26 protein-coding genes are annotated in these 25200 nt (G+C 74.5%); 19 read left to right on the top strand and 7 right to left on the bottom strand.

The features are described 5' to 3' along the window. Positions 1 to 28: 28 nt before the first annotated feature. Positions 29 to 1243: a radical SAM family heme chaperone HemW gene (gene hemW, locus EV189_RS07485; protein WP_165400182.1), complete on the top strand. Its 1215-nt coding sequence runs from the start codon at positions 29 to 31 to the stop codon at positions 1241 to 1243. 68 nt (positions 1244 to 1311) lie between these two features. Here hemW and EV189_RS07480 read toward each other — a convergent pair whose 3' ends face one another. Continuing rightward, positions 1312 to 1782, bottom strand: a complete 471-nt coding sequence (locus EV189_RS07480; RefSeq protein ID WP_165400181.1) for a DUF4870 domain-containing protein — start codon at positions 1780 to 1782, stop codon at positions 1312 to 1314. 115 nt (positions 1783 to 1897) lie between these two features. Here EV189_RS07480 and EV189_RS07475 point away from each other — a divergent pair, with 115 nt between their 5' ends. Then, entirely contained in the window at positions 1898 to 2674 is a 777-nt protein-coding gene (locus tag EV189_RS07475) for an HAD-IIA family hydrolase (protein ID WP_130492301.1), read from the top strand. 4 nt (positions 2675 to 2678) lie between these two features. Here EV189_RS07475 and EV189_RS07470 read toward each other — a convergent pair whose 3' ends face one another. Both EV189_RS07470 and EV189_RS20120 read right to left on the bottom strand, forming a co-directional pair. Then, on the bottom strand, positions 2679 to 3497 hold the full coding sequence (locus EV189_RS07470; RefSeq protein WP_130492300.1) for a DUF3097 domain-containing protein: 819 nt from the start codon (positions 3495 to 3497) through the stop codon (positions 2679 to 2681). A gap of 50 nt (positions 3498 to 3547) precedes the next feature. Beyond that, positions 3548 to 3772 (bottom strand): hypothetical protein, encoded by a 225-nt coding sequence (locus EV189_RS20120; protein ID WP_165400180.1) that lies wholly within the window; start codon positions 3770 to 3772, stop codon positions 3548 to 3550. Between the two features lie 140 nt (positions 3773 to 3912). On the opposite strand from EV189_RS20120, the gene hrcA reads away from it, so the two are divergent. The 13 genes from hrcA to EV189_RS07400 all read left to right on the top strand — a co-directional run bounded on the left by hrcA (position 3913) and on the right by EV189_RS07400 (position 17763). Beyond that, a complete protein-coding gene (gene hrcA / locus EV189_RS07460) occupies positions 3913 to 4932 on the top strand; it encodes a heat-inducible transcriptional repressor HrcA (protein ID WP_130492298.1) in 1020 nt (339 codons plus the stop codon). Positions 4933 to 4998: 66 nt separating this feature from the next. Then, positions 4999 to 6120 carry a molecular chaperone DnaJ gene (gene dnaJ / locus EV189_RS07455; RefSeq protein WP_130492933.1) on the top strand — a complete coding sequence of 374 codons (1122 nt, stop codon included), beginning with the start codon at positions 4999 to 5001 and terminating at the stop codon, positions 6118 to 6120. Next, positions 6117 to 6851: a 16S rRNA (uracil(1498)-N(3))-methyltransferase gene (locus tag EV189_RS07450; RefSeq protein ID WP_130492297.1), complete on the top strand. Its 735-nt coding sequence runs from the start codon at positions 6117 to 6119 to the stop codon at positions 6849 to 6851. The genes dnaJ and EV189_RS07450 overlap by 4 nt, the downstream gene beginning before the upstream one ends. Positions 6852 to 6887: 36 nt before the next feature. Continuing rightward, positions 6888 to 7589, top strand: a complete 702-nt coding sequence (locus tag EV189_RS07445; protein ID WP_196788536.1) for a Pr6Pr family membrane protein — start codon at positions 6888 to 6890, stop codon at positions 7587 to 7589. Further along, positions 7586 to 9565, top strand: coding sequence for a M13 family metallopeptidase (locus EV189_RS07440; RefSeq protein ID WP_130492296.1), 1980 nt, complete (start codon positions 7586 to 7588; stop codon positions 9563 to 9565). Before EV189_RS07445 ends, EV189_RS07440 begins: the two co-directional genes overlap by 4 nt. Further along, positions 9562 to 9915 carry an HIT domain-containing protein gene (locus tag EV189_RS07435; protein ID WP_130492295.1) on the top strand — a complete coding sequence of 118 codons (354 nt, stop codon included), beginning with the start codon at positions 9562 to 9564 and terminating at the stop codon, positions 9913 to 9915. Before EV189_RS07440 ends, EV189_RS07435 begins: the two co-directional genes overlap by 4 nt. A gap of 77 nt (positions 9916 to 9992) precedes the next feature. Beyond that, a complete protein-coding gene (locus EV189_RS07430) occupies positions 9993 to 11258 on the top strand; it encodes an acyltransferase family protein (protein WP_130492294.1) in 1266 nt (421 codons plus the stop codon). A 111-nt stretch (positions 11259 to 11369) separates the two neighbouring features. Beyond that, positions 11370 to 12413, top strand: a complete 1044-nt coding sequence (locus EV189_RS07425; RefSeq protein ID WP_130492293.1) for a PhoH family protein — start codon at positions 11370 to 11372, stop codon at positions 12411 to 12413. Further along, positions 12410 to 12883 carry an rRNA maturation RNase YbeY gene (gene ybeY / locus EV189_RS07420; protein ID WP_130492292.1) on the top strand — a complete coding sequence of 158 codons (474 nt, stop codon included), beginning with the start codon at positions 12410 to 12412 and terminating at the stop codon, positions 12881 to 12883. Before EV189_RS07425 ends, ybeY begins: the two co-directional genes overlap by 4 nt. A 52-nt stretch (positions 12884 to 12935) precedes the next feature. Then, entirely contained in the window at positions 12936 to 14282 is a 1347-nt protein-coding gene (locus EV189_RS07415) for a hemolysin family protein (protein WP_231116166.1), read from the top strand. Beyond that, the gene (locus EV189_RS07410; RefSeq protein ID WP_130492291.1) at positions 14279 to 14653 is read left to right on the top strand and encodes a cytidine deaminase; all 375 of its coding nucleotides are present in this window, start codon (positions 14279 to 14281) and stop codon (positions 14651 to 14653) included. Before EV189_RS07415 ends, EV189_RS07410 begins: the two co-directional genes overlap by 4 nt. Then, positions 14650 to 15567 (top strand): GTPase Era, encoded by a 918-nt coding sequence (gene era, locus EV189_RS07405; RefSeq protein ID WP_130492290.1) that lies wholly within the window; start codon positions 14650 to 14652, stop codon positions 15565 to 15567. The genes EV189_RS07410 and era overlap by 4 nt, the downstream gene beginning before the upstream one ends. A 138-nt stretch (positions 15568 to 15705) precedes the next feature. Beyond that, on the top strand, positions 15706 to 17763 hold the full coding sequence (locus tag EV189_RS07400; RefSeq protein WP_130492289.1) for a S8 family serine peptidase: 2058 nt from the start codon (positions 15706 to 15708) through the stop codon (positions 17761 to 17763). Positions 17764 to 17795: 32 nt separating this feature from the next. On the opposite strand, the gene EV189_RS07395 is transcribed toward EV189_RS07400, so the two are convergent. After that, positions 17796 to 18431 (bottom strand): pyridoxamine 5'-phosphate oxidase family protein, encoded by a 636-nt coding sequence (locus EV189_RS07395; protein ID WP_165400179.1) that lies wholly within the window; start codon positions 18429 to 18431, stop codon positions 17796 to 17798. On the opposite strand from EV189_RS07395, the gene EV189_RS07390 reads away from it, so the two are divergent. From EV189_RS07390 to EV189_RS07375, 4 genes are all read left to right on the top strand, one after another. Next, positions 18430 to 19761, top strand: a complete 1332-nt coding sequence (locus tag EV189_RS07390; protein ID WP_130492287.1) for an aminotransferase class I/II-fold pyridoxal phosphate-dependent enzyme — start codon at positions 18430 to 18432, stop codon at positions 19759 to 19761. The two genes, EV189_RS07395 and EV189_RS07390, sit on opposite strands and share 2 nt — an antisense overlap. A gap of 188 nt (positions 19762 to 19949) precedes the next feature. After that, positions 19950 to 21641, top strand: a complete 1692-nt coding sequence (leuA, locus tag EV189_RS07385) for a 2-isopropylmalate synthase (protein WP_130492931.1) — start codon at positions 19950 to 19952, stop codon at positions 21639 to 21641. A gap of 62 nt (positions 21642 to 21703) precedes the next feature. Then, positions 21704 to 22435: a DNA repair protein RecO gene (gene recO, locus EV189_RS07380; RefSeq protein WP_130492286.1), complete on the top strand. Its 732-nt coding sequence runs from the start codon at positions 21704 to 21706 to the stop codon at positions 22433 to 22435. Next, positions 22432 to 23247 (top strand): isoprenyl transferase, encoded by an 816-nt coding sequence (locus EV189_RS07375; RefSeq protein WP_231116164.1) that lies wholly within the window; start codon positions 22432 to 22434, stop codon positions 23245 to 23247. The genes recO and EV189_RS07375 overlap by 4 nt, the downstream gene beginning before the upstream one ends. On the opposite strand, the gene EV189_RS07370 is transcribed toward EV189_RS07375, so the two are convergent. From EV189_RS07370 to EV189_RS07360, 3 genes are all read right to left on the bottom strand, one after another. Further along, entirely contained in the window at positions 23244 to 23984 is a 741-nt protein-coding gene (locus EV189_RS07370; protein ID WP_130492285.1) for a MerR family transcriptional regulator, read from the bottom strand. The two genes, EV189_RS07375 and EV189_RS07370, sit on opposite strands and share 4 nt — an antisense overlap. 72 nt (positions 23985 to 24056) lie before the next feature. Beyond that, on the bottom strand, positions 24057 to 24311 hold the full coding sequence (locus EV189_RS07365) for a hypothetical protein (protein ID WP_130492284.1): 255 nt from the start codon (positions 24309 to 24311) through the stop codon (positions 24057 to 24059). 124 nt (positions 24312 to 24435) lie between these two features. Next, entirely contained in the window at positions 24436 to 25164 is a 729-nt protein-coding gene (locus EV189_RS07360) for a ZIP family metal transporter (protein WP_130492283.1), read from the bottom strand. Positions 25165 to 25200: the final 36 nt, after the last annotated feature.

The following is a 25200-nucleotide window of genomic DNA, read 5'->3' as shown; positions in this document are numbered from 1 at the left end:
GGTCGCAGCGTCGGGTTCAATGGAGGGCGTGCCCTCCACCCTCCCCGACGGCGCCCCCGCGCCCGCGGACGGGTCGCTCCCCGCGAGTGCGCTGGACTCCCTCGGGAGCAGTACCTTCTCGGCCTACCTCCACGTGCCGTACTGCACGACCCGCTGCGGCTACTGCGACTTCAACACCTACACCGCCGACGAGCTCGGGCCGGGCGTCAGCCGCGCGACGTGGCTCGACTCGGTGCAGCAGGAAGTCGCACTGGCGCAGGCGGTCCTGCCGGGCGCGCCGCCGCTCGACACGGTCTTCGTCGGGGGAGGGACGCCGACCCTGCTCGACCCCTCCGACCTCGTCGGCGCCCTGCGCTCGCTCGAGCGCGCCTTCGGTCTGGCCGACGGCGTGGAGGTCACGACGGAGGCCAACCCGGACACCGTCTCGCTCGGGTCGCTGCGCGCCCTGCGCGCCGGCGGGTTCACCCGCGTGTCGCTCGGCATGCAGTCGGCGGTGCCGCACGTGCTCGCGACCCTCGAGCGCCGGCACCGCCCCGAGCGCGTCCCCGCCGCGGTCGCCGAGGCGCGCGAGGCGGGGTTCGAGCACGTCAGCGTCGACCTCATCTACGGCACGCCGGGGGAGTCGCTCGTCGACTGGCGCCGCTCGCTCGAGGCCGCGCTCGCGCTCGAGCCGGACCACGTCTCGGCGTACGCGCTGATCGTCGAGGAGGGCACCCGGCTCGCGGCCCAGGTGCGCCGCGGGCAGGTCGCGGTCCCCGACGACGACCTCATGGCCGACGCGTACGCCCTGGCGGACGAACTGCTCACCGCCGCGGGCTACACCTGCTACGAGCTGTCGAACTGGGCGTGGCCCGGCGGCGAGTGCCGGCACAACGAGGCCTACTGGCGCGGCGCGGACTGGTGGGGCTTCGGCCCAGGGGCGCACAGCCACGTCGGCGGGACCCGCTGGTGGAACGTCAAGCACCCGGCGGCCTGGGCCGGGGCGCTCGCCGCCGGCCGCTCGCCCGCCGCGGCCCGCGAGGAGCTCGCCCTCGAGGACCGCCGCGTCGAGCGGGTCCTGCTGGAGAGCCGGCTCGCCGCGGGCGTGCCGCTCGACGTGCTCCGCGCGCCGGGGCTGCGGGCCGCCGGCCGGCTGGTGGGCGACGGGCTGCTCCGCGCCGACGCGTACGCCGACGGCCGGGCCGCGCTCACCTTGCGCGGCCGTCTGCTCGCCGACGCCGTCGTCCGCGACCTCGTCGACTGATCCCCAACGTTGTGGCCCTGGTTCGGTGCCAGGACGCGAACCAGGGCCACAACGTTGGGGACCGGGGCTCAGCTCACGATGCGCAGGTTGACCGGGTAGCGGTAGTCGAGGCCGTTGCTCGCGGCCACGGCGCCCTGCACCGAGAAGACGACCGCGAGGACCATGACGAGCAGCCCGACCGGGATGACGAGCAGGAGCCCGAACCCGAGCGTCAGCACGCTCACCACGATCCCGAGGACGCCGACCCCGAACAGCAGGATCCAGAAGTTCAGCGCCTCGACCGCGTGCCGCCGCACCCAGGGCGAGCGCGGGCCCTGCACGAGCAGGACGACGAGCGGGCCGAGGAAGCCGAACAGCACCAGCGAGGCGACGAGCCCGGACAGGTGCGCGCCCAGCGCCCACATGCGGTCCTCCTGCGCGGTGGGCGGCCGGCCGTACCCCGGCGGCGGCCCCCACGCCGGGCCGGGCGGCGGTCCCGGCGGTGGTGCGTACGCGCCCGGCGGCGTCGGCGGCTTCTCGAAGGACGGGCCCTCGCTCACGGTGCTTCCTCCTGCTGGTCCGGCGTGCTGCCCCCACGCTAGGGGCGCGGGCACGCGGGGGGATCCGGGACTTCCCCGATCCTGCCCCTGAGGTCGCCTCGCTAGGGTCGGCGCCATGACCGAACGCTCCCGCGAGTGCTGGCTGACCGACATGGACGGCGTCCTCGTGCACGAGGGCGCGGCGCTGCCGGGGGCGGCGGAGTTCCTCCAGCGGCTGCAGGAGCGCGAGCGCCGGTTCCTCGTGCTCACCAACAACTCGATCTTCACGCCCCGCGACCTCGCCGCCCGCCTGCACCGCTCCGGGCTCGACGTCCCCGAGAGCGCCATCTGGACCTCGGCGCTCGCCACGGCGGACTTCCTCGCCGACCAGCTGCCGGGAGGATCGGCGTACGTCATCGGCGAGGCCGGTCTCACGACCGCGCTGTACGAGGCGGGCTACACGCTCACCGACACCGCGCCGGACTTCGTCGTGCTGGGGGAGACCCGGACGTACTCCTTCGAGGCCATCACCAAGGCGATCCGGCTCGTGGGTGCTGGCGCCCGCTTCATCGCGACGAACCCCGACGCCACAGGGCCCTCTGCCGAGGGACCGCTGCCCGCGACGGGCGCCGTCGCCGCGCTCATCACCGAGGCGACAGGGGCTCGGCCGTACTTCGTGGGGAAGCCGAACCCGATGATGTTCCGCAGCGCGCTCAACCGGATCTCCGCGCACTCGGAGGGCACGGTGATGATCGGCGACCGGATGGACACCGACGTCGTCGCCGGCATCGAGGCGGGGCTGGAGACGCTGCTCGTGCTCACCGGGTCGACGCGCCGCGAGGACGTGGGCCGGTTCCCGTTCCGGCCGAGCCGCGTGCTCGACTCGATCGCCGACGTCGTCGAGCTCGTCTAGCGGCTCACTCCGGCGCGGCCGTGACGAAGTCGATGAGCTCCTCGACGCGGCCCAGCAGGGAGGGCTCGAGGTCGGCGTAGGTCCGGACCGACCCGAGGATCCGGCGCCAGGCGGCGGGCGGGTCGACCGGCCAGCCGAGCGCCGCGCAGACGCCCTCCTTCCACGGCTGCCCGCGCGGCACGTCCGGCCAGGCGCGCAGCCCGAGCACCGAGGGGCGCACGGCCTGCCACACGTCGACGTACGGGTGCCCCAGCACGAGCACGTGCGGCGAGGTCACCTGCGCGGCGATCCGCGACTCCTTCGAGCCCGGCACGAGGTGGTCGACGAGCACGCCGAGCCGGTGCCGCGAGTCTGGGCGGAACGCCAGCACCTCGTCGGGCAGCGCGTCGACGCCGTCGAGCATCTCGACCACGACGCCCTCGATGCGCAGGTCGTCGCCCCACACCTTCTCGACGAGCTCGGCGTCGTGCTTGCCCTCGACCCAGATCCGGCTGCCGCGGGCGACCCGCGCCTGCACGCCGGCGACGGCGACCGACCCGGAGGCCGTACGCGTCGGGGACGCCGGCGCCGCGACCACCGGGCGGACCAGGCGGACCGGCTTGCCCTCGAGCAGGAACCCGGGACCGGCGGGGAAGGAGCGCCGCACGCCGTGCCGGTCCTCGAGCACGACGACGAGCCCCTGCGGCTGCTTCTCGAGCAGGACGACCGCCCCGCACCAGCCGGTCTGCGCGTCCTCGAGGACGAGGCCGAGCTCGGCCGCGACCTCGGGCAGCGGGGCCCTGCGCGGCTTCTGGGGGAGGGCGGAGGGTCCGTACGGCAGCACCGTCCGACGCTAGCCCGGGTGGGCCGCGGTGCTGCGGAGGCGCGCGGGCCTCAGCGCTCGGTGGGCCCGTCGCCCTGTCCCGAGCCAGCCTGTCCCGAGCCGCCCTGTCCCGAGCCGCCCTGTCCCGAGCCGCCCCGCCCCGAGCGGGCGCGCTGGACCAGCTGCTGCACCTGGGCGCGGGTCTGCGGGTCCTTCGCGCGGCGCTGGGCCTCGCCGAGCAGCTTCTTGCCCTGGGGGGAGCGGGCGAACGTCACGAGCTTCGACAGGAGCGGCATGGGGCCTCCCTACCCCCGGCTCGGCCGCCCCACCCGGCCCGTACGCCCTGGCGCGGCCGCGACCCGACGCTAGACTTGGCACTTGAGCGCCGCGAGTGCCAGCAGCAGGCCGCGCGGCGACGGAGCCGAGGGGAGGGTGCATGACCGAGGAGCGCAAGCTCGCCGTGCTGCGCGCCATCGTCGAGGACTACGTCTCCACGCACGAGCCGGTGGGCTCGAAGGCGCTGGTCGAGCGGCACAACCTCGGGGTCTCGCCGGCGACGATCCGCAACGACATGGCGGCGCTGGAGGAGGAGGGCTACATCGCCCAGCCCCACACCAGCGCCGGTCGCGTCCCCACGGACAAGGGCTACCGGCTCTTCGTCGACCGGCTCTCCAGCATCAAGCCGCTGAGCGGGGCGGAGAAGCGCGCGATCGCGACCTTCCTCCAGGGCTCGCTCGACCTCGACGACGTCGTCATGCGCACGGTGCGGCTGCTGGCCCAGGTGACCCGCCAGGTCGCGGTGGTGCAGTACCCCTCGCTCTCGCGCTCCTCCGTGCGCCACGTCGAGCTCGTCTGGCTCGGCCCCTCGCGCGTCATGGTCGTCCTCATCACCGACACCGGCCGCGTCGAGCAGCGCGTCGTCGAGTCGCCGCACACGTGCTCCGAGGACCTCGTCAGCGGCCTGCGCAGCACGCTCGGCGGGCTGCTGGCCGGCATGGCGCTCGCGGACGCTCCGGGCGCGCTGGAGCGGCTGCCCGAGCAGTACCCCGACCAGGCCGAGCGCGCCGTCGTCGGGGCGATCGTCTCGACGCTGCTCGAGACCCTCGTCGAGACCCGCGAGGAGCGCGTCGTGCTCGCGGGCGCGGCCAACCTGGCCCGCTTCGGGCAGGACTTCCCGCTCACCATCCAGCCGGTCCTCGAGGCGCTCGAGGAGCAGGTCGTCCTGCTCCGCCTCGTCGGCGAGGCGACGAGCACGAGCTCGCTCACCGTGCGCATCGGCGACGAGAACCCCGAGGGGCTCACCTCGACGGCGGTCGTCAGCGTGGGCTACGGCTCGGGCGACCACGCCCTCGCCGGCATCGGCGTGCTCGGCCCGATGCGGATGGACTACCCCTCGACGATGGGGGCGGTGCGCGCCGTGGCCCGCTACGTCGGCCAGATCCTCGCCGACGGCTGAGCGCCGTGACCGCCGACCCCCTGCACACGTCCTGCGATGCCGACCCCCTGGAGCGAGGCCGACCCGGTGGCTGCTGACTTCTACGACCTGCTCGGGGTGTCCCGCGACGCCTCGACCGACGAGATCAAGCGGGCCTACCGCAAGCTCGCCCGTGAGCTCCACCCGGACGTCAACCCGGACCCGGAGACGCAGGACCGCTTCAAGGAGGTCACCCACGCGTACGAGGTGCTCTCCGACCCGCAGAAGCGGGAGCGCTACGACCTCGGCGCCGACCCCAGCGGGACGGGCGGCGGCTTCGGCGCGGGCTTCGGCTTCAACGACATCATGGACGCGTTCTTCGGCGGCGCCGGGGGCGGGCAGCGCGGTCCGCGGCCGCGCATGCGTCGTGGCCAGGACGCGCTGATCTCGCTGGAGCTCGACCTCTCCGAGGCGGCCTTCGGCGCGACGAAGGAGATCCTCGTCGACACCGCCGTCATCTGCCCCACCTGCTCGGGAGCGGGCACCGCCCCCGGCACCAGCCCGCAGACCTGCCTCGTGTGCCACGGGCGCGGCGAGACCCAGCAGGTCGCGCGCTCCTTCCTCGGGCAGGTCATGACGACGCGGCCGTGCGTCGCGTGCCAGGGGTTCGGTACGACGATCCCCAGCCCCTGCCCCGAGTGCGACGCGGAGGGCCGGATCAGGACCCGCAAGAGCCTCTCGATCAAGGTGCCGCCGGGCGTCGACACCGGGACGCGCATCCAGCTCGCCGGGCAGGGCGAGGTCGGGTTCGGCGGCGGCCCGGCCGGCGACCTCTACGTCGAGGTCGTGGAGCGCCCGCACGAGCTGTTCACCCGGCACGGCGACGACCTGCACTGCACGGTCACGCTGCCAATGACCGCCGCCGCGCTGGGCACGAGCGTGACGCTCGAGACCCTCGACGGCGCCGAGCGCATCGACATCCGTCCCGGCACGCAGCCGGGCTCGGTCATCCCGCTGGGGGCCCGGGGCATCCAGCACCTGCGCGGCACCGGGCGCGGCGACCTGCTCATCCACGTCGACGTCGCCGTGCCGACGAAGCTCGACGACGAGCAGGAGGAGCTGCTCCGCCGGCTCGCGGCGCTGCGCGGGGAGGAGCGACCGGACGGGCACTTCCGCCCCGGCGAGCAGGGCTTCTTCTCCCGGCTGCGCGACGCCTTCAACGGCCGGTGACCGCACCGGTCTTCGTCGCACCGCTCCCGGCCGAGCCGGCCGGCGAGCTGCTGCTCGAGGGCCCCGAGGGACGGCACGCCGCGCGGGTGCGCCGCGTGGAGCCGGGCGAGCGCGTCGACCTCGTCGACGGGCGGGGGACGCGGGCCCGGTGCCGGGTCACCGTCGTCGACGGCGACCGGGTGCGCTGCGCGGTCGAGGAGGTTGAGCGCGAGCCGGCGCCCGCCCCGCGCGTCGTCGTCGTGCAGGCGCTGCCGAAGGGCGAGCGCGCCGAGCTCGCCGTCGAGGTCCTCTCCGAGGTCGGCGTCGACGTGGTCGTGCCGTGGCAGGCAGAGCGCTCGGTCGTCCAGTGGCGCGGCGAGCGCGGCGCGAAGGCCCTGGAGAAGTGGCGCGCGACCGCCCGCGAGGCCGGCAAGCAGGCGCGCCGGGCGCGCTTCGCCGAGGTCGCCGAGGCCGCGACGACCCGGGAGGTCGCCGACCTGCTGCGCGGCGCGGCGCTGCCGCTCGTGCTCGGCGAGGAGGCGGCGGAGCCGCTCGCCGGGGTGGAGGTCCCTGCGACCGGGGACGTCGTCCTCGTCGTCGGCCCCGAGGGCGGGGTCTCGGGCGCCGAGCTGGCGGCCTTCGCGGCAGCGGGTGCCCGCGCGGTGCGGCTCGGACCCTCCGTGCTCCGCACCTCCACCGCCGGGGCGGTCGCCGCAGGGGTGGTGCTCGCCCGCACGACCCGCTGGTCCTGAGCCGCGCGGACGGCGCCGCTCTGCCAGGCTGGGCGCATGATCGACTGGCGCTCGCCGCTGGCCCGCACCTGGTACGCCGTCACGGCCCTCGCGGCCGGCGTCGGCCTCGTCATGCAGGCGTTCGTCACGGCCGCGCACGAGGGCGGCCACTTCACCTCGACGCCCGCGCGGGTGCTGAACCTGCTCTTCTTCTTCACCATCGAGTCCAACGTGCTGGTCCTGCTGACCCACGCCGTGCTCGCCGCCGCGCCGCGGGTCCTGCCGGCGTGGTTCGCCGTCGTCCGGCTCGCGGGACTCGTCGCCATCAGCCTCACCGGCGTCGTCTACCACGCGGTGCTCAAGGACCTCCTCGACCTCAGCGGCGCGGCCAAGGCCTCGGACGTGCTGCTGCACACGGTCTCCCCGCTGCTCACCGTCGTCGGCTGGCTGGCGTCCGGCCCGCGGGGCCAGGCCACGGTGCCACGCGCGCTGCGGGCGGCGGTCTTCCCCGTCGCGTACCTCGTCGTCACGCTGGCCCGCGGGCCGCTCACCGGCGACTGGTACCCCTATCCCTTCCTCGACGTGCAGGACCACGGGTACGCCCGCGTGCTCGCCAACGCCGTCGTCGTCGCGGTCGTGTTCTTCGCCCTCGCCGGCGCGTACGCGGCGCTCGACCGGGGGCTGGACCGGGCGCTCGCGGGTCGCGCCGCGCCCCGGGATAGGTTCGAGGGACGTCGGACGGGGAGGCGCGAGGGATGAGCACGGGGACCAGCAGCCCGCTGCGGAGCGGCATCGACCTGGCGGACGGCCGCCCGGAGGTGCGCCCGCAGGACGACCTGTTCCGCTTCGTCAACGGGCGGTGGCTCGACGACGTCGCGATCCCGGACGACCGGGCGTCGGCGGGCACGTTCTACGACCTGCACGACGAGGCCGAGGCGCACCTGCGCCGCCTCGTCGAGACGCTCGCCACCTCCCCGGCCGCCGAGGGCACCGACGAGCGCAAGGTCGGCGACCTCTACGCCAGCTTCCTCGACGTCGAGACCATCGAGCGGCTCGGCACGACGCCGCTCGCCGGCGACCTCGCCGCGATCGAGGCCGTGACCAGCACCTCCGAGCTCGCCCGGCTGCTCGGCGCCCTGCAGCGCAAGGGGGTGACCGGGGCGGTGGCGGCGTACGTCAACACCGACGCCAAGCGCTCCGACCGCTACGTCGTCCACCTCTCCCAGGCGGGGCTCGGGCTGCCCGACGAGTCCTACTACCGCGACGAGTCCTTCGAGCCGGTCCGCACCGCGTACCGCGAGCACCTCGTGCGCATGCTCGCGCTCGCCGGGCTCGACGACCCGGAGGGCCGCGCCGCGCGCACCTACGCGCTGGAGGAGCGGCTCGCCGGCGTGCACTGGGACCGCGTCTCCGCGCGCGACGCGGTGAAGTCCTACACGCTCGTCGAGCGGGCCGGGCTGGCCGAGCTCGCTCCCGCGTACGACTGGGCGGCGTGGCTGGAGGGGCTCGAGGCTCCGGAGAGCGCGCTCGCCGAGGTCGTCGTGCGCCAGCCGAGCTTCCTCGCCGGCCTGTCGGCGGCGCTCGTCGAGGTGCCGCTGCGCGACTGGCAGGACTGGGCCGCCTGGCGCCTGCTGCGCGCCAGCGCGCCCCTGCTGCCCGAGGCGCTCGCGGCGGAGAGCTTCGCGTTCTACGGCACCACGCTCACGGGCGCGCCCGAGCAGCGCGAGCGCTGGAAGCGCGGGATCGACGTCGTCGAGTCCGCGCTCGGGGAGGCGCTCGGCCGGCGCTACGTCGCCGACCACTTCCCGCCGCGCTCGAAGGAGCTCATGCTCGAGCTCGTCGGGAACCTCGTCGAGGCGTACCGCGAGGACATCACCGCGCTCGACTGGATGAGCCCGGAGACCAAGGCCCGCGCGCTCGAGAAGCTCGACGCGTTCACGCCCAAGATCGGCTACCCCGACGAGTGGCGCGACTACTCGGCGCTGGAGGTCCGGCGCGACGACCTGGTCGGCAACGTCCAGCGGGCCGACGCGTTCGAGCTCGACCGCGACCTCGCCAAGCTGGGCGGCCCCGTCGACCGTGGCGAGTGGTTCATGACGCCGCAGACGATCAACGCCTACTACAACCCGGGCATGAACGAGATCGTCTTCCCGGCGGCGATCCTGCAGCCGCCGTTCTTCGACCCCGACGCCGACGCGGCGGTCAACTACGGCGGCATCGGCGCCGTCATCGGGCACGAGATCGGCCACGGCTTCGACGACCAGGGCTCGAAGTACGACGGCGCCGGCAACCTCCACGACTGGTGGACCGACGCCGACCGGGCCGCGTTCGACGAGCGGGCGGCCGCGCTGATCGCGCAGTTCGACGCGCTCGAGCCGGCGCAGACCCCGGGCCAGCACGTCAACGGGGCGCTCACCGTGGGCGAGAACATCGGCGACCTCGGGGGTCTCACCGTCGCGTACAAGGCCTACGAGCTGTCGCTCGGCGGCGCGGAGCCGCCGGTGATCGACGGCCTCACCGGCTGGCAGCGGTTCTTCATCAGCTGGGCGCGCATCTGGCGCGGCAAGGGCCGCGACGCCGATGTGGCCCGCCGCCTGGCCGTGGACCCGCACTCGCCGACCGAGTTCCGGTGCAACGCGGTCGTGCGCAACCTCGACGAGTTCCACGCGGCCTTCGGCACCGCGACCAGCGACGGGCTCTGGCTGGAGCCCGCGGACCGGGTGCGGATCTGGTGACCACCAGCCCCGTGGCCGACTGCCTGTTCTGCCGGATCGTCGCGGGCGAGGTGCCCTCGACGGAGGTGGCGTCCAGCGCCGGCGCGTACGCCTTCCGCGACATCGACCCGAAGGCCCCGACGCACGTCCTCGTGGTGCCGCGCACCCACGCACCCGACCTCGCCGCGCTCGCGGTCGCGGACCCCGCGGGGCTCGCCGCCGTCGGCGAGCTCGTGGGGGAGGTGGCGCGGGCGGAGGGGCTGGAGGCGTACCGCACGGTCTTCAACACCGGGGCCGGCGCGGGGCAGACGGTCTTCCACGCGCACGCCCACGTCATCGGCGGGCGCGACCTCGGCTGGCCGCCGGGCTGACGCGTCACCCGGCTGCGCTGACCTAGACTGCGCCGGCCAGACGCGTCCGGGAGGCGCGGCGACCCGGAGGAGACAGGGTGCGGACGTACGCCAACCTCGACGGCCTGAGGGGCTTCGCCGCGCTCGTCGTCGTGATGACGCACTCCATCAACACCTTCCTGCCCGCGGTCTCCGGCGTGGGGGTCGTGCAGCACGAGTGGTTCGAGCCCGCGCTGCGCCAGCCGCCGCTGACGCTGCTGTGGAACGGCGAGATCGCCGTCGCGGTCTTCTTCGTGCTGAGCGGCTTCGTGCTCAGCGCCAAGTTCTTCCAGACGGGGTCGCGCGACGCCGTCGTCAGCAGTGCGCTGCGCCGCTACGTGCGGCTCGTCGTGCCCGTCCTCTCCGCCGTCCTCGTCGCGGCGGCCCTGATGCGTGCGGGGCTCATGCACAACCAGGAGGGCGCGCGGGTCAGCGGCTCCACCGGCTGGCTCGCGGTGCAGTGGACGGTGCAGGCCCACCTCCGGCCAGCCCTGGACGAGGGCCTGGTCGGCGCCTTCACGCACGCGGCGCCCCAGTTCGACAGCAGCCTGTGGACGATGGGCTACGAGCTCACCGGGTCCTTCATCGTCTTCGGCACCCTGCTCATCGTCGGCCGGGTGCGGCGCCGGGGCTGGCTGTACGCCGCCCTCCTCCTGTGGTTCCTGCAGGACTACTACGCGGCGTTCATCGCCGGGGTCGCCATCTGCGACGGGTGGCACAACGCTCCACGGGTGCGCGCCGCGCTCGAGCGCTGGGCCCCGGCCCTCCTCGGGGTCGGGCTGCTGCTCGGCCTGTGGCCGGTGAAGACGTTCCCGGGCATGGTGCTCAACCGCCTCGTCGACCTCCACGCACCCGCGCACGTCGCGCCGCTGCACCAGCTCGCGCACGAGCTGTCCGCGGTCGGGATCCTCATCGGGGTGCTCTCGCTCGGCCCGCTCTCGGCCGTGCTGCGGACGCGCCCCTTGCAGTTCCTCGGGCGCGTCTCGTTCTCGCTCTACCTCCTCCACGTGCTCGTGCTGGGGAGCCTCTCGTGCTGGCTGCTCGCCCGGCTCGCCCCGGACCTCGGCTACGGCGCCGCCGCTGCGACCTCCTTCGCCGTCACCCTCCTGGTGTGCTTCGCGGCGGCCGCCGCGTTCACCCGCTACGTCGACGACCAGGCGATCGTGCTGTCGGCGCGCTTCGCCCGGCTGTTCACGACCGAGTCCCCGACGCGCCCGCAAGCGGACGCCGGCGCTCAGGACGACCTCGACGGGTTGCCGCTGCCGCAGCTCGCGGGAGGGGCCGCGCCCTCGGCGCCGGCAGCCCCCGGGCGCAGGTCGGGCTGAGATCGCGCGGGTGCCCAGGGCCGTCCGCTGGGTAGCATCGGAGGGGACATCCGCGCACGAGCCCGGCGCAGCGCCGGGGAAGGACAGGAGCAGGCCGCCCCCGGCCGACCCATGGCGAACACCGGCACCTCAGAGGCGAGCACCTCGTCCACCATCACGGTCCCCGCGAGCCAGCCGATGGTGGCGCTCCTCGGCCCGGCCGACGAGCTGCTCCGCGTGGTCGAGCGCGCGTTCCCCGACCTGGACATCCACGTGCGCGGCAACCAGATCACGCTCACCGGCGCGCCCTCCGAGGCCGCGCTCGCCGAGCGGCTGTTCGCCGAGCTCGTCACGGTGCTGCGCACCGGGCAGGGCCTCACCGGCGACGCGGTCGAGCGCAGCGTGCGGATGCTGCGCGACGCGACCGAGGAGCAGCCCGCCGAGGTGCTCACGCTCTCGATCCTCAGCAACCGCGGCAAGACGATCCGCCCGAAGACGCTCGGGCAGAAGCGCTACGTCGACGCGATCGACCGCAACACCATCACCTTCGGCATCGGCCCCGCCGGCACCGGCAAGACCTACCTCGCGGTCGCGAAGGCCGTGCAGGCCCTGCTCGGCAAGCAGGTCACGCGCATCATCCTCACGCGGCCCGCGGTCGAGGCGGGGGAGCGGCTCGGGTTCCTGCCCGGGACGCTGAGCGAGAAGATCGACCCCTACCTGCGCCCGCTCTACGACAGCCTGCAGGACATGCTCGACCCGGCGACGATCCCGCGGCTCATGACCGAGGGCGTCATCGAGGTCGCGCCGCTGGCCTACATGCGCGGCCGCACGCTCAACGACGCGTTCATCATCCTCGACGAGGCGCAGAACACCTCCGCCGAGCAGATGAAGATGTTCCTCACCCGGCTCGGGTTCGGCTCGCGGATGGTCGTGACCGGCGACGTGACGCAGGTCGACCTGCCGAGCGGCACGCAGAGCGGGCTGCGGGTCGTCCAGGACATCCTCGGCGACGTCGGCGACGTGGCCTTCTGCCGGCTCTCCTCCCAGGACGTCGTGCGCCACCGGCTGGTCAGCGACATCGTCGCCGCCTACGAGCGCTTCGACTCGCAGGGCGGCCCCGCCACTGCCCGCCACGGGGCGAAGGGCCAGGACCGCCGCGGTCCCTCGCGCGCATGAGCATCGAGGTCAACAACGAGTCGGGCGTCGCGCTCGACGAGGAGCGGCTGGTCGCCCTCGCCCGGGCGACGCTCGACCGCCTGCGCATCCACCCGCTGGCCGAGCTGTCGGTCGCCGTCGTCGACGAGAGGGCGATGGAGGACCTGCACGTCCGCTTCATGGACCTGCCGGGCCCGACCGACGTCATGAGCTTCCCGATGGACGAGCTGCGGGCGCCGCGCGACGACGAGGAGCCCGAGCCGGGGCTGCTCGGCGACATCGTGCTCTGCCCGACCGTCGCCGAGCGCCAGGCCGCCGAGGCGGGGCACTCCACTGCCGACGAGCTCGACCTGCTGCTGGTCCACGGCATCCTGCACCTGCTGGGGCACGACCACGCCGAGCCCGAGGAGCACGCCGTGATGTTCGGGCTGCAGGGCAAGCTGCTCGACGCGTGGCGCAGCGACCGGCGACGCGGCGCGGGGACGCTGTGACGCCCCCTGTGATCCCCGCTGGCGGGCCGGCACCGAGGGGCGTGCGGCAGCCGTGAGCGCCGCCGACGCGTGGGTCCTGGCCGGCGTCGTCGTGCTCGTGCTCGTCGCCGCCGTGCTCGCCATGGCCGAGGCGGCGCTCTCGCGCGTGGGCCGCTCCCGGGTCGAGGAGCTCGTGCGCGAGGGGCGGCGCGGAGCCGACGCGCTGCACGAGATCGCCGTGGACGCCGCGCGCTACCTCAACGTGCTCACCTTCCTGCGGGTCGCGGCCGAGGCCCTCGCGGCGTCGCTGCTGACCTGGGCGGCCGTCCGCGTCCTGGGCCTGTCCGCGGGCAGCGTGCTGCTCGCGGGTGCGGTCTTCGCCGTCGCGTCGTACGTCGGGATCGGGGTCTCGCCGCGCACGCTCGGGCGCCAGCACGCCGACACCGTCGGGCTCGTCGTGGCGCCGGGGGTGCGCCGGATCGCGCTCCTGCTCGGCCCGCTCACCTCGCTGCTCATCCTCGTGGGCAACGCACTGACGCCGGGGCGCGGCTTCGCCGAGGGGCCGTTCGCCTCCGAGGCCGAGCTGCGCGACCTCGTCGACCTGGCGCAGGAGAACGCCGTCATCGACACCGACGAGCGCGCGATGATCCACTCGGTCTTCGAGCTCGCCGACACCGTGGCCCGCGAGATCATGGTGCCGCGCACCGACATGGTGTGGATCGAGCGCCACAAGACGCTGCGCCAGGCGCTGTCGCTCGCCCTGCGCAGCGGCTTCTCGCGCATCCCGGTCATCGGCGAGTCGCTCGACGACGTCGTCGGCGTCGTCTACCTCAAGGACCTCGTGCGGCGCACGCACGACGAGCCGCGCTCCTCCGCGCTGCACGTCGAGACCGCCATGCGGCCGGCGGCGTTCGTGCCGGAGTCCAAGCGGGTCGACGCCCTGCTCCGCGAGATGCAGGCGCAGCGCAACCACCTCGCCGTCGTCATCGACGAGTACGGCGGCGTCGCCGGCCTGTGCACCATCGAGGACGTCCTCGAGGAGATCGTCGGCGACATCAGCGACGAGTACGACTCGGGCGTCCCCGACGTCCAGCACCTCGACGAGCGCACGCTGCGGGTGAGCGCGCGGCTCAACCTGGGCGACCTGTCTGAGATCCTGGGAGTCGACCTCGAGGACGAGGACGTCGACAGCGTGGGCGGCCTGCTCGCCAAGCACCTCGGCCGCGTGCCCATCCCGGGCGCGCGGGTGGAGGTCGCGGGCATCGCCCTCACCGCCGAGTCCGGGCTCGGGCGCCGCAACCGGGTCGCCACCGTCCTGGTGGAGGTGCCGGAGCCCGCCGCCGTCGACGAGCCCGGCGCGGAGCAGGACGGCCCGTCCGCCGAGACCGCCACCGACCAGCAGGAGCAGGTGCACCAGTGAGCCAGCCGGACGCCCCCGCGGCGCAGACCGCCCTCGACCCCGAGGACGCCAAGCTCGTCACGCTCGCGCGCTCCGCCCGCGCCCGCCTCGCCCGCCCCGAGGGGGCCGCGGTCCGCGACGGGGACGGGCGGACCTACCTCGCCGCGACCGTGGAGCTGCCCTCCCTGCGGCTCAGCGCCCTGCAGGCCGCGGTCGCCGCGGCGGTCTCCAGCGGCGCGGCGACGCTCGAGGCGGCGGTCGTCGTGGGGGAGGCGCACGAGCCGTCCACCACCGACCTCGCCGCGGTCGCGGACCTCGCCGGCGCCGACTGCCCCGTCATCCTCGCCGACGCGCGCGGCCGCGTCGTCCGGTCCGTACGGGCCGGCGCGTGAGCGCCTTCCGCTCCGGCTTCGCCTGCTTCGTCGGGCGGCCCAACGCCGGCAAGTCGACCCTCACCAACGCCCTCGTCGGGGAGAAGGTCGCGATCACCTCGTCGCGGCCGCAGACCACCCGCCACGCCGTGCGCGGCATCGTGCACCGCGAGGACGCGCAGCTCGTGCTCGTCGACACCCCCGGCCTGCACAAGCCGCGCACGCTGCTCGGCGAGCGGCTCAACGCGGTCGTCATGACGACGCTGGGCGAGGTCGACGTCGTGGGCTTCTGCCTGCCGGCCGACGAGAGGATCGGCCAGGGCGACACCTGGATCGCGGGCGAGCTCGCGAAGGTCCGCCGCACGCCGAAGGTCGCGATCGTCACGAAGACCGACAAGGTCCCGCGCGAGCGGGTGGCCGAGCAGCTGCTCGCCGTCATGCGGCTCGGCGAGGCGACCGGCATCGAGTGGGCGGACGTCGTCCCGGTGTCCGCCGTCGCCGACGAGCAGGTCGGCCTGCTCACCGACCTGCTCACCCGGCTGCTGCCGGAGGGACCGGCCTACTACCCGGAGGGGGAGCTCACCGACGAGCCCGAGATGGTCATGGTCGCCGAGCTCGTGCGCGAGGCGGCCCTCGAGGGCGTGCGCGACGAGCTGCCCCACTCCATCGCCGTCGTCGTGGAGGAGATGGCCTACCGCGAGGACCGGCCGGAGGACCGCCCGCTCATCGACATCGCGGCGACGCTGTTCGTCGAGCGGCCCAGCCAGAAGGCCATCGTCATCGGGACGAAGGGCGCCCGGCTGCGCGACGTCGGCACCCGGGCGCGCCAGCAGATCGAGGCGCTGTTCGGCGCGCCGGTCTACCTCGACCTCCGGGTCAAGGTCGCGAAGGACTGGCAGCGCGACCCGCGCCAGCTCGCGCGGCTCGGGTTCTGAGGCCCGCACCACGCCGGACCGGGCACAATGCCCGGATCGCGGCTCTCGTCTGCGAGACTGACCGGGACGTACGGGCCTGCGCAGCGCGGCGAGGGCACTGGTGCGTGCACGTCGTCCCCGTAGGTCGTTGGAGTCCTCATGCCGTTGCGGCCCCTGCGCCGTCCGCTCGTGCTGACCGCAGGTCCCGCGCTCGCGCTGGGACTGCTCGCGGGCGTGGGCCTGCCCTTCCCGTCGTCGGCCGCGGTCCCCGCCGCTGACCGCGGCGCCTCCAGCGTCTTCGTCTGGTACGCGCCGGGGGCGACCGCGGCGCAGCGCCAGGTGGCGCTGCAGTCGGCGGACCTGCACGCGGCCTCCCGCGCGGAGGTGCCGCGCACCGAGAGCGTGCCGGTCCCCGCCGGCGAGGACGCCTCCGACGTCGCGGCCTCGCTGCGCGGCCGCCCCGGTGTGCGCTTCGCGATCCCGGACCTGCCGGTGCTGCGCGACGCGACGCCGGCGCCGGACCAGCTGTCGCAGGAGTGGGGGCTGCGCAACGACGGCCAGACGATCCTCGACCCCGACGTGAGCGCGCCGCAGAAGGGCGCCTTCAACGTCGACGTCGACGCCCCCGAGGCCTGGGCCCGGACCAGGGGCAGCCGCTCGACGATCGTCGCGGTCATCGACTCGGGCGTGGACATCACGCACCCCGACCTCGCGCCGAGCATCTGGACCAACCCGAGGCCGACGTCGCTGAACCCCGACCGGCCGAAGGAGAAGGACCTCCACGGCTGGGACTTCTGCCACGAGGACGGGTCGGTCTACGACCCGGACGAGTACTTCGACGACGGCGGCGAGCGCGAGCTCAACGACCTCCACGGCACCCACGTGGCCGGCACGATCGCTGCCGCCGACGACGGCGCCGGCACGAGCGGTGTCGCGCCCGGCGTGACGATCATGCCGCTGAAGGTGTTCGGCACGAAGGCCAACGGCGACGACTGCGGCTCGGACGGCATCTTCGAGGCGCTCGTCTACGCCGCGCTGCACGGCGCGAAGGTCGTCAACGCCAGCTGGAGCATCTCGGCGACCGACGCGCGCGACCGCGCGGAGATCGACGACCTGTTCACGACGCTGGGCCAGGAGTACGGCATCGTCATCGTCGCGGCCGCCGGCAACGGTGTCGTCAGCGCGGACGGCCAGGACGCCGGCATCGACGTCGACGCGGCGCTGGCGGCCGAGGCCGCGGGCGACACGAGCACTGACGTGCCCTACCCGGCCGCGTCGCTCTCCCCCAACGTCATCACCGTCGGGGCCGTGGACAACAGGGGTCGCCTGGCGCCGTTCTCGAACTACGGCTACCGCAGCGTCGACCTGCTCGCCCCCGGCGTCTCGGTGTGGAGCACGATCCCGGGCGCGCTGACGAAGGGCGACTACTCCCGCGCCTACGGCTTCCTCTCCGGGACCTCGATGGCCGCTCCGCACGTGACCGGCGAGGTCGCGCTGCTGGCGAGCGCGGGCCGGCTCCCGGCCACCGAGCTCGTCGACCGGGTCGTGCACACGGGCAAGCCGCTGCGCTCCGTGCCCGCGCGCGGCACGGCGACCAACGACATGGCGGACGCGTACCGCGCGCTCCAGCCGGGGACGACGCTGGAGTCCTCCGTCGCCCCGCCCACCGTGCACACCGGGGGCCGGGCGGTCGCCACGGCCACCCTGCACGACGCCGTGACCTGGACGCCCCTGGCCCGCCAGCTCGTCGTCCCGTGCTTCCGCGCCGCGGCCTCGCGCCGGTGGAGCTGCGCCCCCGCGGTCCGTACGGGCCTCGACGGCCGCGCGTCGGTGACGGTCGCGCCGTCCGCGACGACGGCGGTGCGCTGGTACTTCCGCGGCGTCCCCGGCTCCCCGGCGGCGGCCGGCCCGGTGCAGGTCGTCGGGCTGACCCGCCGCGTCAGCGCCGCGCTCAGCAGCACCCGCGTCGCGAGCGGCGGGCAGGTGCGGGTCACCGGGCGGGTGACGCCGGGGGAGCGCGGCACCACCGTGCTGCTCCAGCACCTGCAGGGCGGGCGCTGGCGCGACCTGCTCACCGGCGTCACCGACGGCACCGGCCGCTACCGCTTCCGCGTCCAGCTCGAGCGCGACGGGACCCGTGCGCTGCGCGTGCTCGTGCCGGCGAGCGACGGCTACAGCGCGTCGACGAGCTCGAAGCGGACGCTGACCGTCACCTGACGCACTGCTGGGCGACGGCCAGCTGTGGCCGGCTAGGGCCCGAGGGTCCCCGACCGCAGGTCGGCCGCGGGCTCCGGGGTCCCCTGCACCGTGCGCAGCGGCACCACGCCCGCCCAGTGCGGCAGTGCGAGGTCGGCCTCGTCGTCGACCGGACCGCCGGTGCGCCGCTTCAGCGTGATCGCGTCGACCTCGAGGGCGAGCACCGCGGTGGCCGCGAGCTCGCGGGAGTCCGCCGGGCGGCTGGCGGTGCTGCGTCCGCTCCAGACCGCGTCGAGCAGGGCGTCGAAGGCCTCCCGCTTCGTCGGCTCGTCGGTCACGAGCCGGAGCCGGCCGTGCGCCAGCACGGAGGAGTAGTTGAGGCTGTGGTGGACGGCGCTCCGTGCTAGCACGATCCCGTCGAGCTGCGTGACGGTCAGCGAGGCGGGGAGCTCCGCCTCCCGCGCGCGCAGGCCGAGGCCGCCACCGGTCGAGCCGTGCAGCCACACCGTGCTCCCGCTGGCCGCGTACATCATCGGCAGCGCTTGGGCGAAGCCGTCCTCGCGTGCCCAGCACAGGTGGCCGAGCCACTGCGAGCGGACGAACTCCCAGGCCGCGTCCTCGTCGGCGTAGCGCTCGAGCTTGCGTCGCGGAGGGGGAGGTGTGATTGCACTAGTACGATCTGCTGCCATGGCCGACACGGTAGACGACGAGGCAGCCGGCGTCGAACGCATTGCTGCCCTGCTGGCCGCGCCCGGGGCCGCCGCCATCGCCGAGCGGCTCGAGTCCGCGGTCCGCCGCGGCGAGCTGCTCCCGGGGTCCGTGCTGCCGCCGATCCGCAGCCTCGCCCGCTGGATCGGGGTCGACGCCAACACGGTGGCGGCGGCGTACCGCGCGGCGCGCGACCGCGGGCTCGTCGAGACCGCCGGGCGCGCGGGCACGCGCGTGCTGGAGCGGCCGAGCACCACGCCGCGGGGGAGCCTCGGGCCGCCGGTCCCGCCCGGCGCGCTGGACCTCACCCGCGGCGAACCAGACCCGGCGCTGCTCCCGCCGCTGCTGCTGGACGTGCCGCCCGTCTCGACGGGGTACGCCGTGGCCGGCCGCGACGGGCTGACCGACCTGCTGCGCTCCGCGGCGCGCGAGGCGCTCGGGGCCGAGGGCGTCCCGACCGCCGAGCTGACGGTCGCGAGCGGCGCGCTCGACGCGATCGAGCGGGCGCTGCGGGCGGTGGTGCGCCCGGGCGCGCGCGTCGCGGTCGAGGACCCGGGGTGGGGCAACGTGCTCGACCTGCTGCCGGCGATGGGGCACGCAGCCGTGCCGGTCGCGCTGGACGAGGAGGGCCCGCTGCCGGACGCCCTCGAGGCGGCGCTCGCCTCGGGGGTGGCCGCCGTCGTCGTCACCGCCCGTGCGCAGAACCCGACCGGGGCCGCCGTCTCGCAGGAGCGGGCGGAGGTGCTGCGCGGGCTGCTGTCGGCGCACCCCGAGGTCCTCGTCGTCGAGGACGACCACGGCGCGGCGCTCACACGGCTGCCGCTGAGCACGCTCGCCGGCGCCACCCGGCGGTGGGTGCACGTGCGCTCGGCCTCCAAGGCGTACGGACCGGACCTGCGCTGCGCCGTCGTCGCCGGCGACGAGGTGACCGTCGCGCGGACCGCGGGGCGGCTGCGGCTCGGGCCGGGCTGGGTCAGCACGCTGCTGCAGGACGCGACGGCCCGCGCGTGGTCCACGCAGGGGGACGTCGTCGCCCGGGCGGCGGAGGTCTACGACGAGCGGCGCGCGGCGCTCGTGGCGGCGCTCGCGGACCGGGGCGTACGCGCCTGGGGGAGGAGCGGGCTCAACGCCTGGGTGCCGGTGCACGACGAGGCGCGTGCGGTCGCCGGAGCGCTGGAGCAGGGGGTCGCGGTCGCGCCGGGGAGCAGGTTCCGGCTGGCCTCCGGACCCGCCGTCCGCGTGTCCACCTCGCAGCTCCCCGTCGGCCGCGCCCGCGAGGTCGCCGAGGTGCTCGCGCCGCTCGCGGGGTAGGTGCCTGGCAGGACGGGTGGGGAGTGGCCTACGCTGGCACCATGCTCGGCGCCCTCCTCCTTCGCCGCCGCGACGAGGCCGATTAGCGGCCGGGTCCTCGTCGCGGAGTCCGCACCTGCCGACCGCACGGCACGTCCCGCGACGACCCTGAGGACCCGAGAGTGAAGAACCAGCAGCAGCCCACCCCGATGCCGTTCGGCCGCTACGCGGCGTACCGGCCCGTCGAGCTCCCCGACCGCACCTGGCCGTCGAAGACGATCGAGCGCGCGCCGCAGTGGTGCTCGGTCGACCTGCGCGACGGCAACCAGGCGCTGATCGACCCGATGAGCCCGGCGCGCAAGCGCGCGATGTTCGAGCTGCTCGTGCGCATGGGCTACAAGGAGATCGAGGTCGGCTTCCCGTCGGCCAGCCAGACCGACTTCGACTTCGTCCGGCAGCTGGTCGAGGAGGACCTCATCCCGGACGACGTCGTCATCCAGGTGCTGGTCCAGTGCCGCGAGCACCTGATCGAGCGGACGTTCGAGGCGATCCGCGGCGCGAAGCAGGCCGTCGTCCACTTCTACAACTCGACCTCCACGCTGCAGCGCCGCGTGGTCTTCGAGCAGGACATGGACGGCATCCTCGGCATCGCGACGCAGGGCGCGCGGCTGTGCCAGAAGTACGCCGAGAACCTCCCCGGCACCGACGTCTACTTCGAGTACTCGCCGGAGTCCTACACGGGCACCGAGCTGGAGTTCGCGCTGCGGGTGTGCGACGCGGTCAACGACGTGCTGGAGCCGACGCCGGACCGCAAGACGATCCTCAACCTGCCGGCCACCGTCGAGATGGCGACCCCCAACGTCTACGCCGACAGCATCGAGTGGATGCACCGCCGGCTCGCCTACCGCGACGCGGTGACGCTGAGCCTGCACCCGCACAACGACCGCGGGACCGGCGTCGCGGCGGCCGAGATGGGCTACCTGGCCGGCGCCGACCGGATCGAGGGGACGCTGTTCGGCAACGGCGAGCGCACCGGCAACGTCTGCCTGGTGACGCTGGGGATGAACCTGTTCAGCCAGGGCATCGACCCGAAGATCGACTTCGGCGGCATCGACGAGATCCGCCGCACCGTGGAGTACTGCAACCAGCTGCCGGTCGGCGAGCGCCACCCGTACGGCGGCGACCTCGTCTTCACCGCCTTCTCCGGCTCGCACCAGGACGCGATCAACAAGGGCCTCGCGTGGATGCAGCGCGACGCCGAGGCCGCGGGCGTGCCCGTCGACGAGTTCCGCTGGGAGGTGCCGTACCTGCCGATCGACCCGAAGGACGTGGGCCGTACCTACGAGGCGGTCATCCGGGTCAACTCGCAGTCCGGCAAGGGCGGCGTCGCCTACGTCATGAAGAGCGAGCACAAGCTCGAGCTGCCGCGCCGGCTGCAGATCGAGTTCAGCCAGGTCGTGCAGAAGGTGACCGACGCCGAGGGCGGCGAGGTCAGCCCCAAGCAGATCTGGGAGATCTTCACCGACGAGTACCTCCCGAACCCCGCCGCGCCCTGGGGGCGGCTGTCCCTGCAGGGCCACCACACCTCCTCCGCCGACGGCGAGGCCGACGAGCTGCGCGCGTCGGTCGTGCTCGACGGGGAGGAGCAGGTGCTGGTCGGGCGCGGCAACGGCCCGATCGCGGCCTTCACCTCCGCGCTGGCGGACAAGGGCATCGACGTCCGCGTCCTGGACTACCAGGAGCACGCGCTGTCGGCCGGCGGCGACGCGCGGGCCGCCGCGTACCTCGAGTGCGCGGTGGGCGAGCGGGTGCTCTGGGGCGTGGGGATGGACGCGAACATCGTCACCGCGTCGCTGAAGGCCGTCGTCTCGGCCGTCAACCGGGCGACGACCCCGCGCTGAGCGCGCGCCCCGGCCCGGCGCGGGCGTACGGGCCGGGGCGTCCCGCGTGGCAGCATGGGGGGATGGGTCTCTACCGCGACGAGGGTGTCGTGCTGCGCACCCAGAAGCTCGGTGAGGCCGACCGGATCATCACGATCCTCACCCGCGAGCACGGGCGGGTCCGCGCGGTCGGCAAGGGCGTGCGGCGCACGGGCTCGAAGTTCGGCGCGCGGCTCGAGCCGTTCATGCACGTCGACCTGCAGCTGCACACCGGGCGCTCGCTCGACATCGTGACGCAGGCCGTCACGCTGACGCCGTACGCCGGGGTGCTCGGCGCCGACTACGGCCGCTACACCGCGGGCACGGCGATGCTCGAGGCGGTCGAGCGGCTGACCGATGCCGAGCAGGAACCCGCGGTGCAGCAGTACCTCCTGCTGCTCGGCGCGCTGCGCGCGCTGGCCGGCACCGAGCACGACCCCGGGCTCGTCCTCGACGCCTTCCTGCTGCGCTCGCTGGCGATCGCCGGCTACGCCCCGACCTTCGACGCGTGCGCGCGGTGCGGGCTCATGGGCCCGCACGGCAGCTTCGCCGTCGCAGCAGGCGGTTCGCTCTGCCCGGACTGCACCGTGCCCGGTGCCGCGCACCCGTCGCCGGCCGTCCTCGTGCTGCTCGGCGCGCTGCTCACCGGCGACTGGGAGACCGCGGACGGCAGCGAGGAGCGCGCGCGGCGCGAGGGGCACGGGCTGACCGCGGCGTACCTCAACTGGCACCTCGAGCGCGGCCTGCGCTCGCTGCGACTCGTGGAGCGTGTGTGAGAGGCCTGTCCCGCCCGACGCGTCCGGCGAGCGGCTCGCTGCCCCCGGCTCCGCACCCGACGGGGGCACGTCCGCCGGCGATCCCGGCGGAGTTCGTCCCGCGCCACGTCGCGATCGTCATGGACGGCAACGGACGGTGGGCCAAGCAGCGGGGACTGCCGCGTACGGCAGGTCACGAGCAGGGCGAGGCCAGCCTCATCGACGTGGTGCACGGCGCGATCGAGATCGGCGTGGAGGAGATCTCCGCCTACGCGTTCTCGACGGAGAACTGGCGCCGCTCGCCGGACGAGGTGCGCTTCCTCATGCGCTTCAACCGCGACGTCATCCGGCGGCGGCGCGACGAGCTGGACGCCCGGGGCGTGCGCATCCGCTGGGTCGGCCGCGAGCCGAAGCTCTGGCGCAGCGTCATCAGCGAGCTCAAGGTCGCCGAGGAGCAGACCCGCGACAACCGCCTGATCACGCTGAACATCTGCATCAACTACGGCGGCCGCGCCGAGCTCGGCGACGCCGCCCGCGCGCTCGCGGCGGACGTCGCCGCGGGCCGGGTCGACCCGGCGAGGGTGGACGAGCGCAGCCTCGCGCGCTACCTGTACGCGCCGGACATGCGCGACGTCGACCTCTTCATCAGGTCCAGCGGCGAGCTGCGCACCTCGGGGTTCCTGCCGTGGCAGTCGGCGTACGCCGAGCTCGTCTTCCTCGACACGCTCTGGCCGGACTTCGACCGGCGCCACCTCTGGCAGGCCATCGAGGAGTACGCCCGCCGCGACCGCCGCTACGGCGGCGCCGTGCCGAACGAGGTGCCCGGAGCCTAGAGGCGCTGCTCCGCGTACGCCGCCAGCGCGTCGCGGGAGAACTCGGCGAGGGCGGGGTCGAGGGCGTCGTAGCGCGCGCGGAACCGCGGGTCGTCGACGTACAGCTGGCCCAGTCCGGCGTAGCTCGTGCGGTCGGGCGTCCAGTGCCGGCACACCAGCCGGTAGTGCTCGTCGACGAGGTCGAGGACCCGCGCGTCGTCCGGTGCCAGGCCGGCCCGCACCAGCGCGAGCATCCGCGCGTCGAGCTCGTCGTACTCCTGCGCAGCGGCCGAGAAGTCCTTGGCCGTCCAGTCCTTCGTCCGCTCCCGCGCCGTCGCGACGTGGTCGCGTACGCGGTCGCCGTAGCGCGCGGCCAGGCTCTCCTCCGCGTCGAACCCGTCGAACAGCTGCTCCGTGGGCATCGGTGCTCCTCCTTCGAGGTGGGCGATGGTCCGGGAGACGGTGTCCGCGAGCCGGCCGAGCCGCTGACCCTCGTCGCGCAGCCGCTGCTCGTGCCCGCGCAGCGTCTCCACCGGGTCCCGCTGTCCGGCGAGGACGTCGGCGATCGTGTCGAGGCCCAGGCCGAGCTCGCGCAGCAGCAGGATCTGCTGCAGGCGCAGCAGCTGCTCGCGCTCGTACCAGCGGTAGCCGTTGGCGGCGGTCCCCGCCGGCACGAGCAGGCCGATCGCGTCGTAGTGCCGCAGCGTGCGCGGGGTCACGCGCGAGAGCTCCGCGACCTCGCCGATCGACCAGCGCACGGCGCCGTCTCCCGTTCCGCGCCGGAGGTGTTCCGGCGCGCTACCAGCGTGGAGGTTGACGCTGCGGCAGGGTCAAGCGCCCTGCGCCTGCTGGCGCGCCCCGCGCCGCATCCCGGGCACGCAGCACGTGGCGACCCAGCCGTAGGTCGCGCTGTGGCCGATGGTCGACCCGGGGAGGTACGCGGTCCCGCACCGCCCGCAGCGCGCGGCGTAGCTCGCCGGCAGGACCACGGCGACGTCCTCGACGTCGAGCGCGGGCAGGCCGGCCCCGAACTCCCTGCGGCTGCTGCTGGTGACGTCCCTGCTGGTGGAGCCCCTTGCGTCCATGGCGACCTCCAGGTTCGCCGCGGGGGTTCGTCGCCGTCGTCGTCCCGCACCGCGTGCCGGTGTTCACCGACATGATCCCTCACCGTCGCCCGGCGTACCCCTAGCGGTCGTCCGCTAGGGAGGCTCAGCTCAGGCTGACGATCGCCCACATCATCGCCACGCCGAGCACCGTGCAGCTCAGCGTCAGCCGCGACGGGTGCCGGGCGTGGGCCTCGGGGAGGATGTCCGAGGTGGCGAGGTAGAGCAGGAACCCGGCGAAGAAGCCGAGGTAGCCGCCGAGCCAGGACTCCGGCAGCGTGAAGACCAGCGTGCTGGCCGCGCCCAGGAGGGGGGCGACCGCATCGGCGCCGAGCATGACGCGGGCGCGCTGCGAGGTGTTGCCGTGCGCGACCATGATGCCGACCGTGTTGAGCCCGTCGGCGAAGTCGTGCGCCACCACGGCGATCGCGACGCTGACCCCGATCGCCGTCCCTGCCTGGAAGCCCAGCCCGATGCCCACACCGTCGAGGAACGAGTGCGCGACGAGCGCGGCGGCCGAGGCCAGCCCGATCGCCGGGTCGTGGTGGGAGTGCGGCTCGTACTCGCCCTCGTGCGCCGCGTGCAGCGCCAGCCCGCGCTCGAGCAGGTGCAGGGCGAGGAAGCCCGCCGCTGCCGTCACCATCGGGAGGGGGACGCCACCGAGGTCGGCGTGGCGGATGCGGAACAGCTCGGGCACGAGGTCGAAGAGCACCAGCCCGAGCAGCACGCCGGCGGTGAAGCCCAGCACGAGGTGGAGCCGGTCGCGGTTGCGCAGCGCGACCACGCCGCCGATCGCGGTGCTCAGCACGGAGGCGATCGTGAAGGCGAGGACCACGGGGGCAGGGTATCCGCGGCCGCCGCACCTCCTCCG

The organism is Motilibacter rhizosphaerae (genome assembly GCF_004216915.1).
In the GTDB taxonomy this organism is placed as follows: Bacteria; Actinomycetota; Actinomycetes; order Motilibacterales; family Motilibacteraceae; genus Motilibacter; species Motilibacter rhizosphaerae.
This window is presented reverse-complemented; position numbering and strand designations above follow the sequence as displayed.

Excerpts from the sequence above, each read along its gene's own strand:
- EV189_RS20120 (WP_165400180.1), bottom strand. The coding sequence starts at position 3,772 with ATGCCGCTCCTGTCGAAGCTCGTGACGTTCGCCCGCTCCCCCCAGGGC.
- EV189_RS07390 (WP_130492287.1), top strand. The coding sequence starts at position 18,430 with ATGGCCGACACGGTAGACGACGAGGCAGCCGGCGTCGAACGCATTGCT.
- ybeY (WP_130492292.1), top strand. The coding sequence starts at position 12,410 with ATGAGCATCGAGGTCAACAACGAGTCGGGCGTCGCGCTCGACGAGGAG.
- recO (WP_130492286.1), top strand. The coding sequence starts at position 21,704 with ATGGGTCTCTACCGCGACGAGGGTGTCGTGCTGCGCACCCAGAAGCTC.
- EV189_RS07445 (WP_196788536.1), top strand. The coding sequence starts at position 6,888 with ATGATCGACTGGCGCTCGCCGCTGGCCCGCACCTGGTACGCCGTCACG.
- EV189_RS07365 (WP_130492284.1), bottom strand. The coding sequence starts at position 24,311 with ATGGACGCAAGGGGCTCCACCAGCAGGGACGTCACCAGCAGCAGCCGC.
- EV189_RS07425 (WP_130492293.1), top strand. The coding sequence starts at position 11,370 with ATGGCGAACACCGGCACCTCAGAGGCGAGCACCTCGTCCACCATCACG.
- EV189_RS07440 (WP_130492296.1), top strand. The coding sequence starts at position 7,586 with ATGAGCACGGGGACCAGCAGCCCGCTGCGGAGCGGCATCGACCTGGCG.
- EV189_RS07400 (WP_130492289.1), top strand. The coding sequence starts at position 15,706 with ATGCCGTTGCGGCCCCTGCGCCGTCCGCTCGTGCTGACCGCAGGTCCC.
- EV189_RS07475 (WP_130492301.1), top strand. The coding sequence starts at position 1,898 with ATGACCGAACGCTCCCGCGAGTGCTGGCTGACCGACATGGACGGCGTC.
- EV189_RS07395 (WP_165400179.1), bottom strand. The coding sequence starts at position 18,431 with ATGGCAGCAGATCGTACTAGTGCAATCACACCTCCCCCTCCGCGACGC.
- hrcA (WP_130492298.1), top strand. The coding sequence starts at position 3,913 with ATGACCGAGGAGCGCAAGCTCGCCGTGCTGCGCGCCATCGTCGAGGAC.
- leuA (WP_130492931.1), top strand. The coding sequence starts at position 19,950 with ATGCCGTTCGGCCGCTACGCGGCGTACCGGCCCGTCGAGCTCCCCGAC.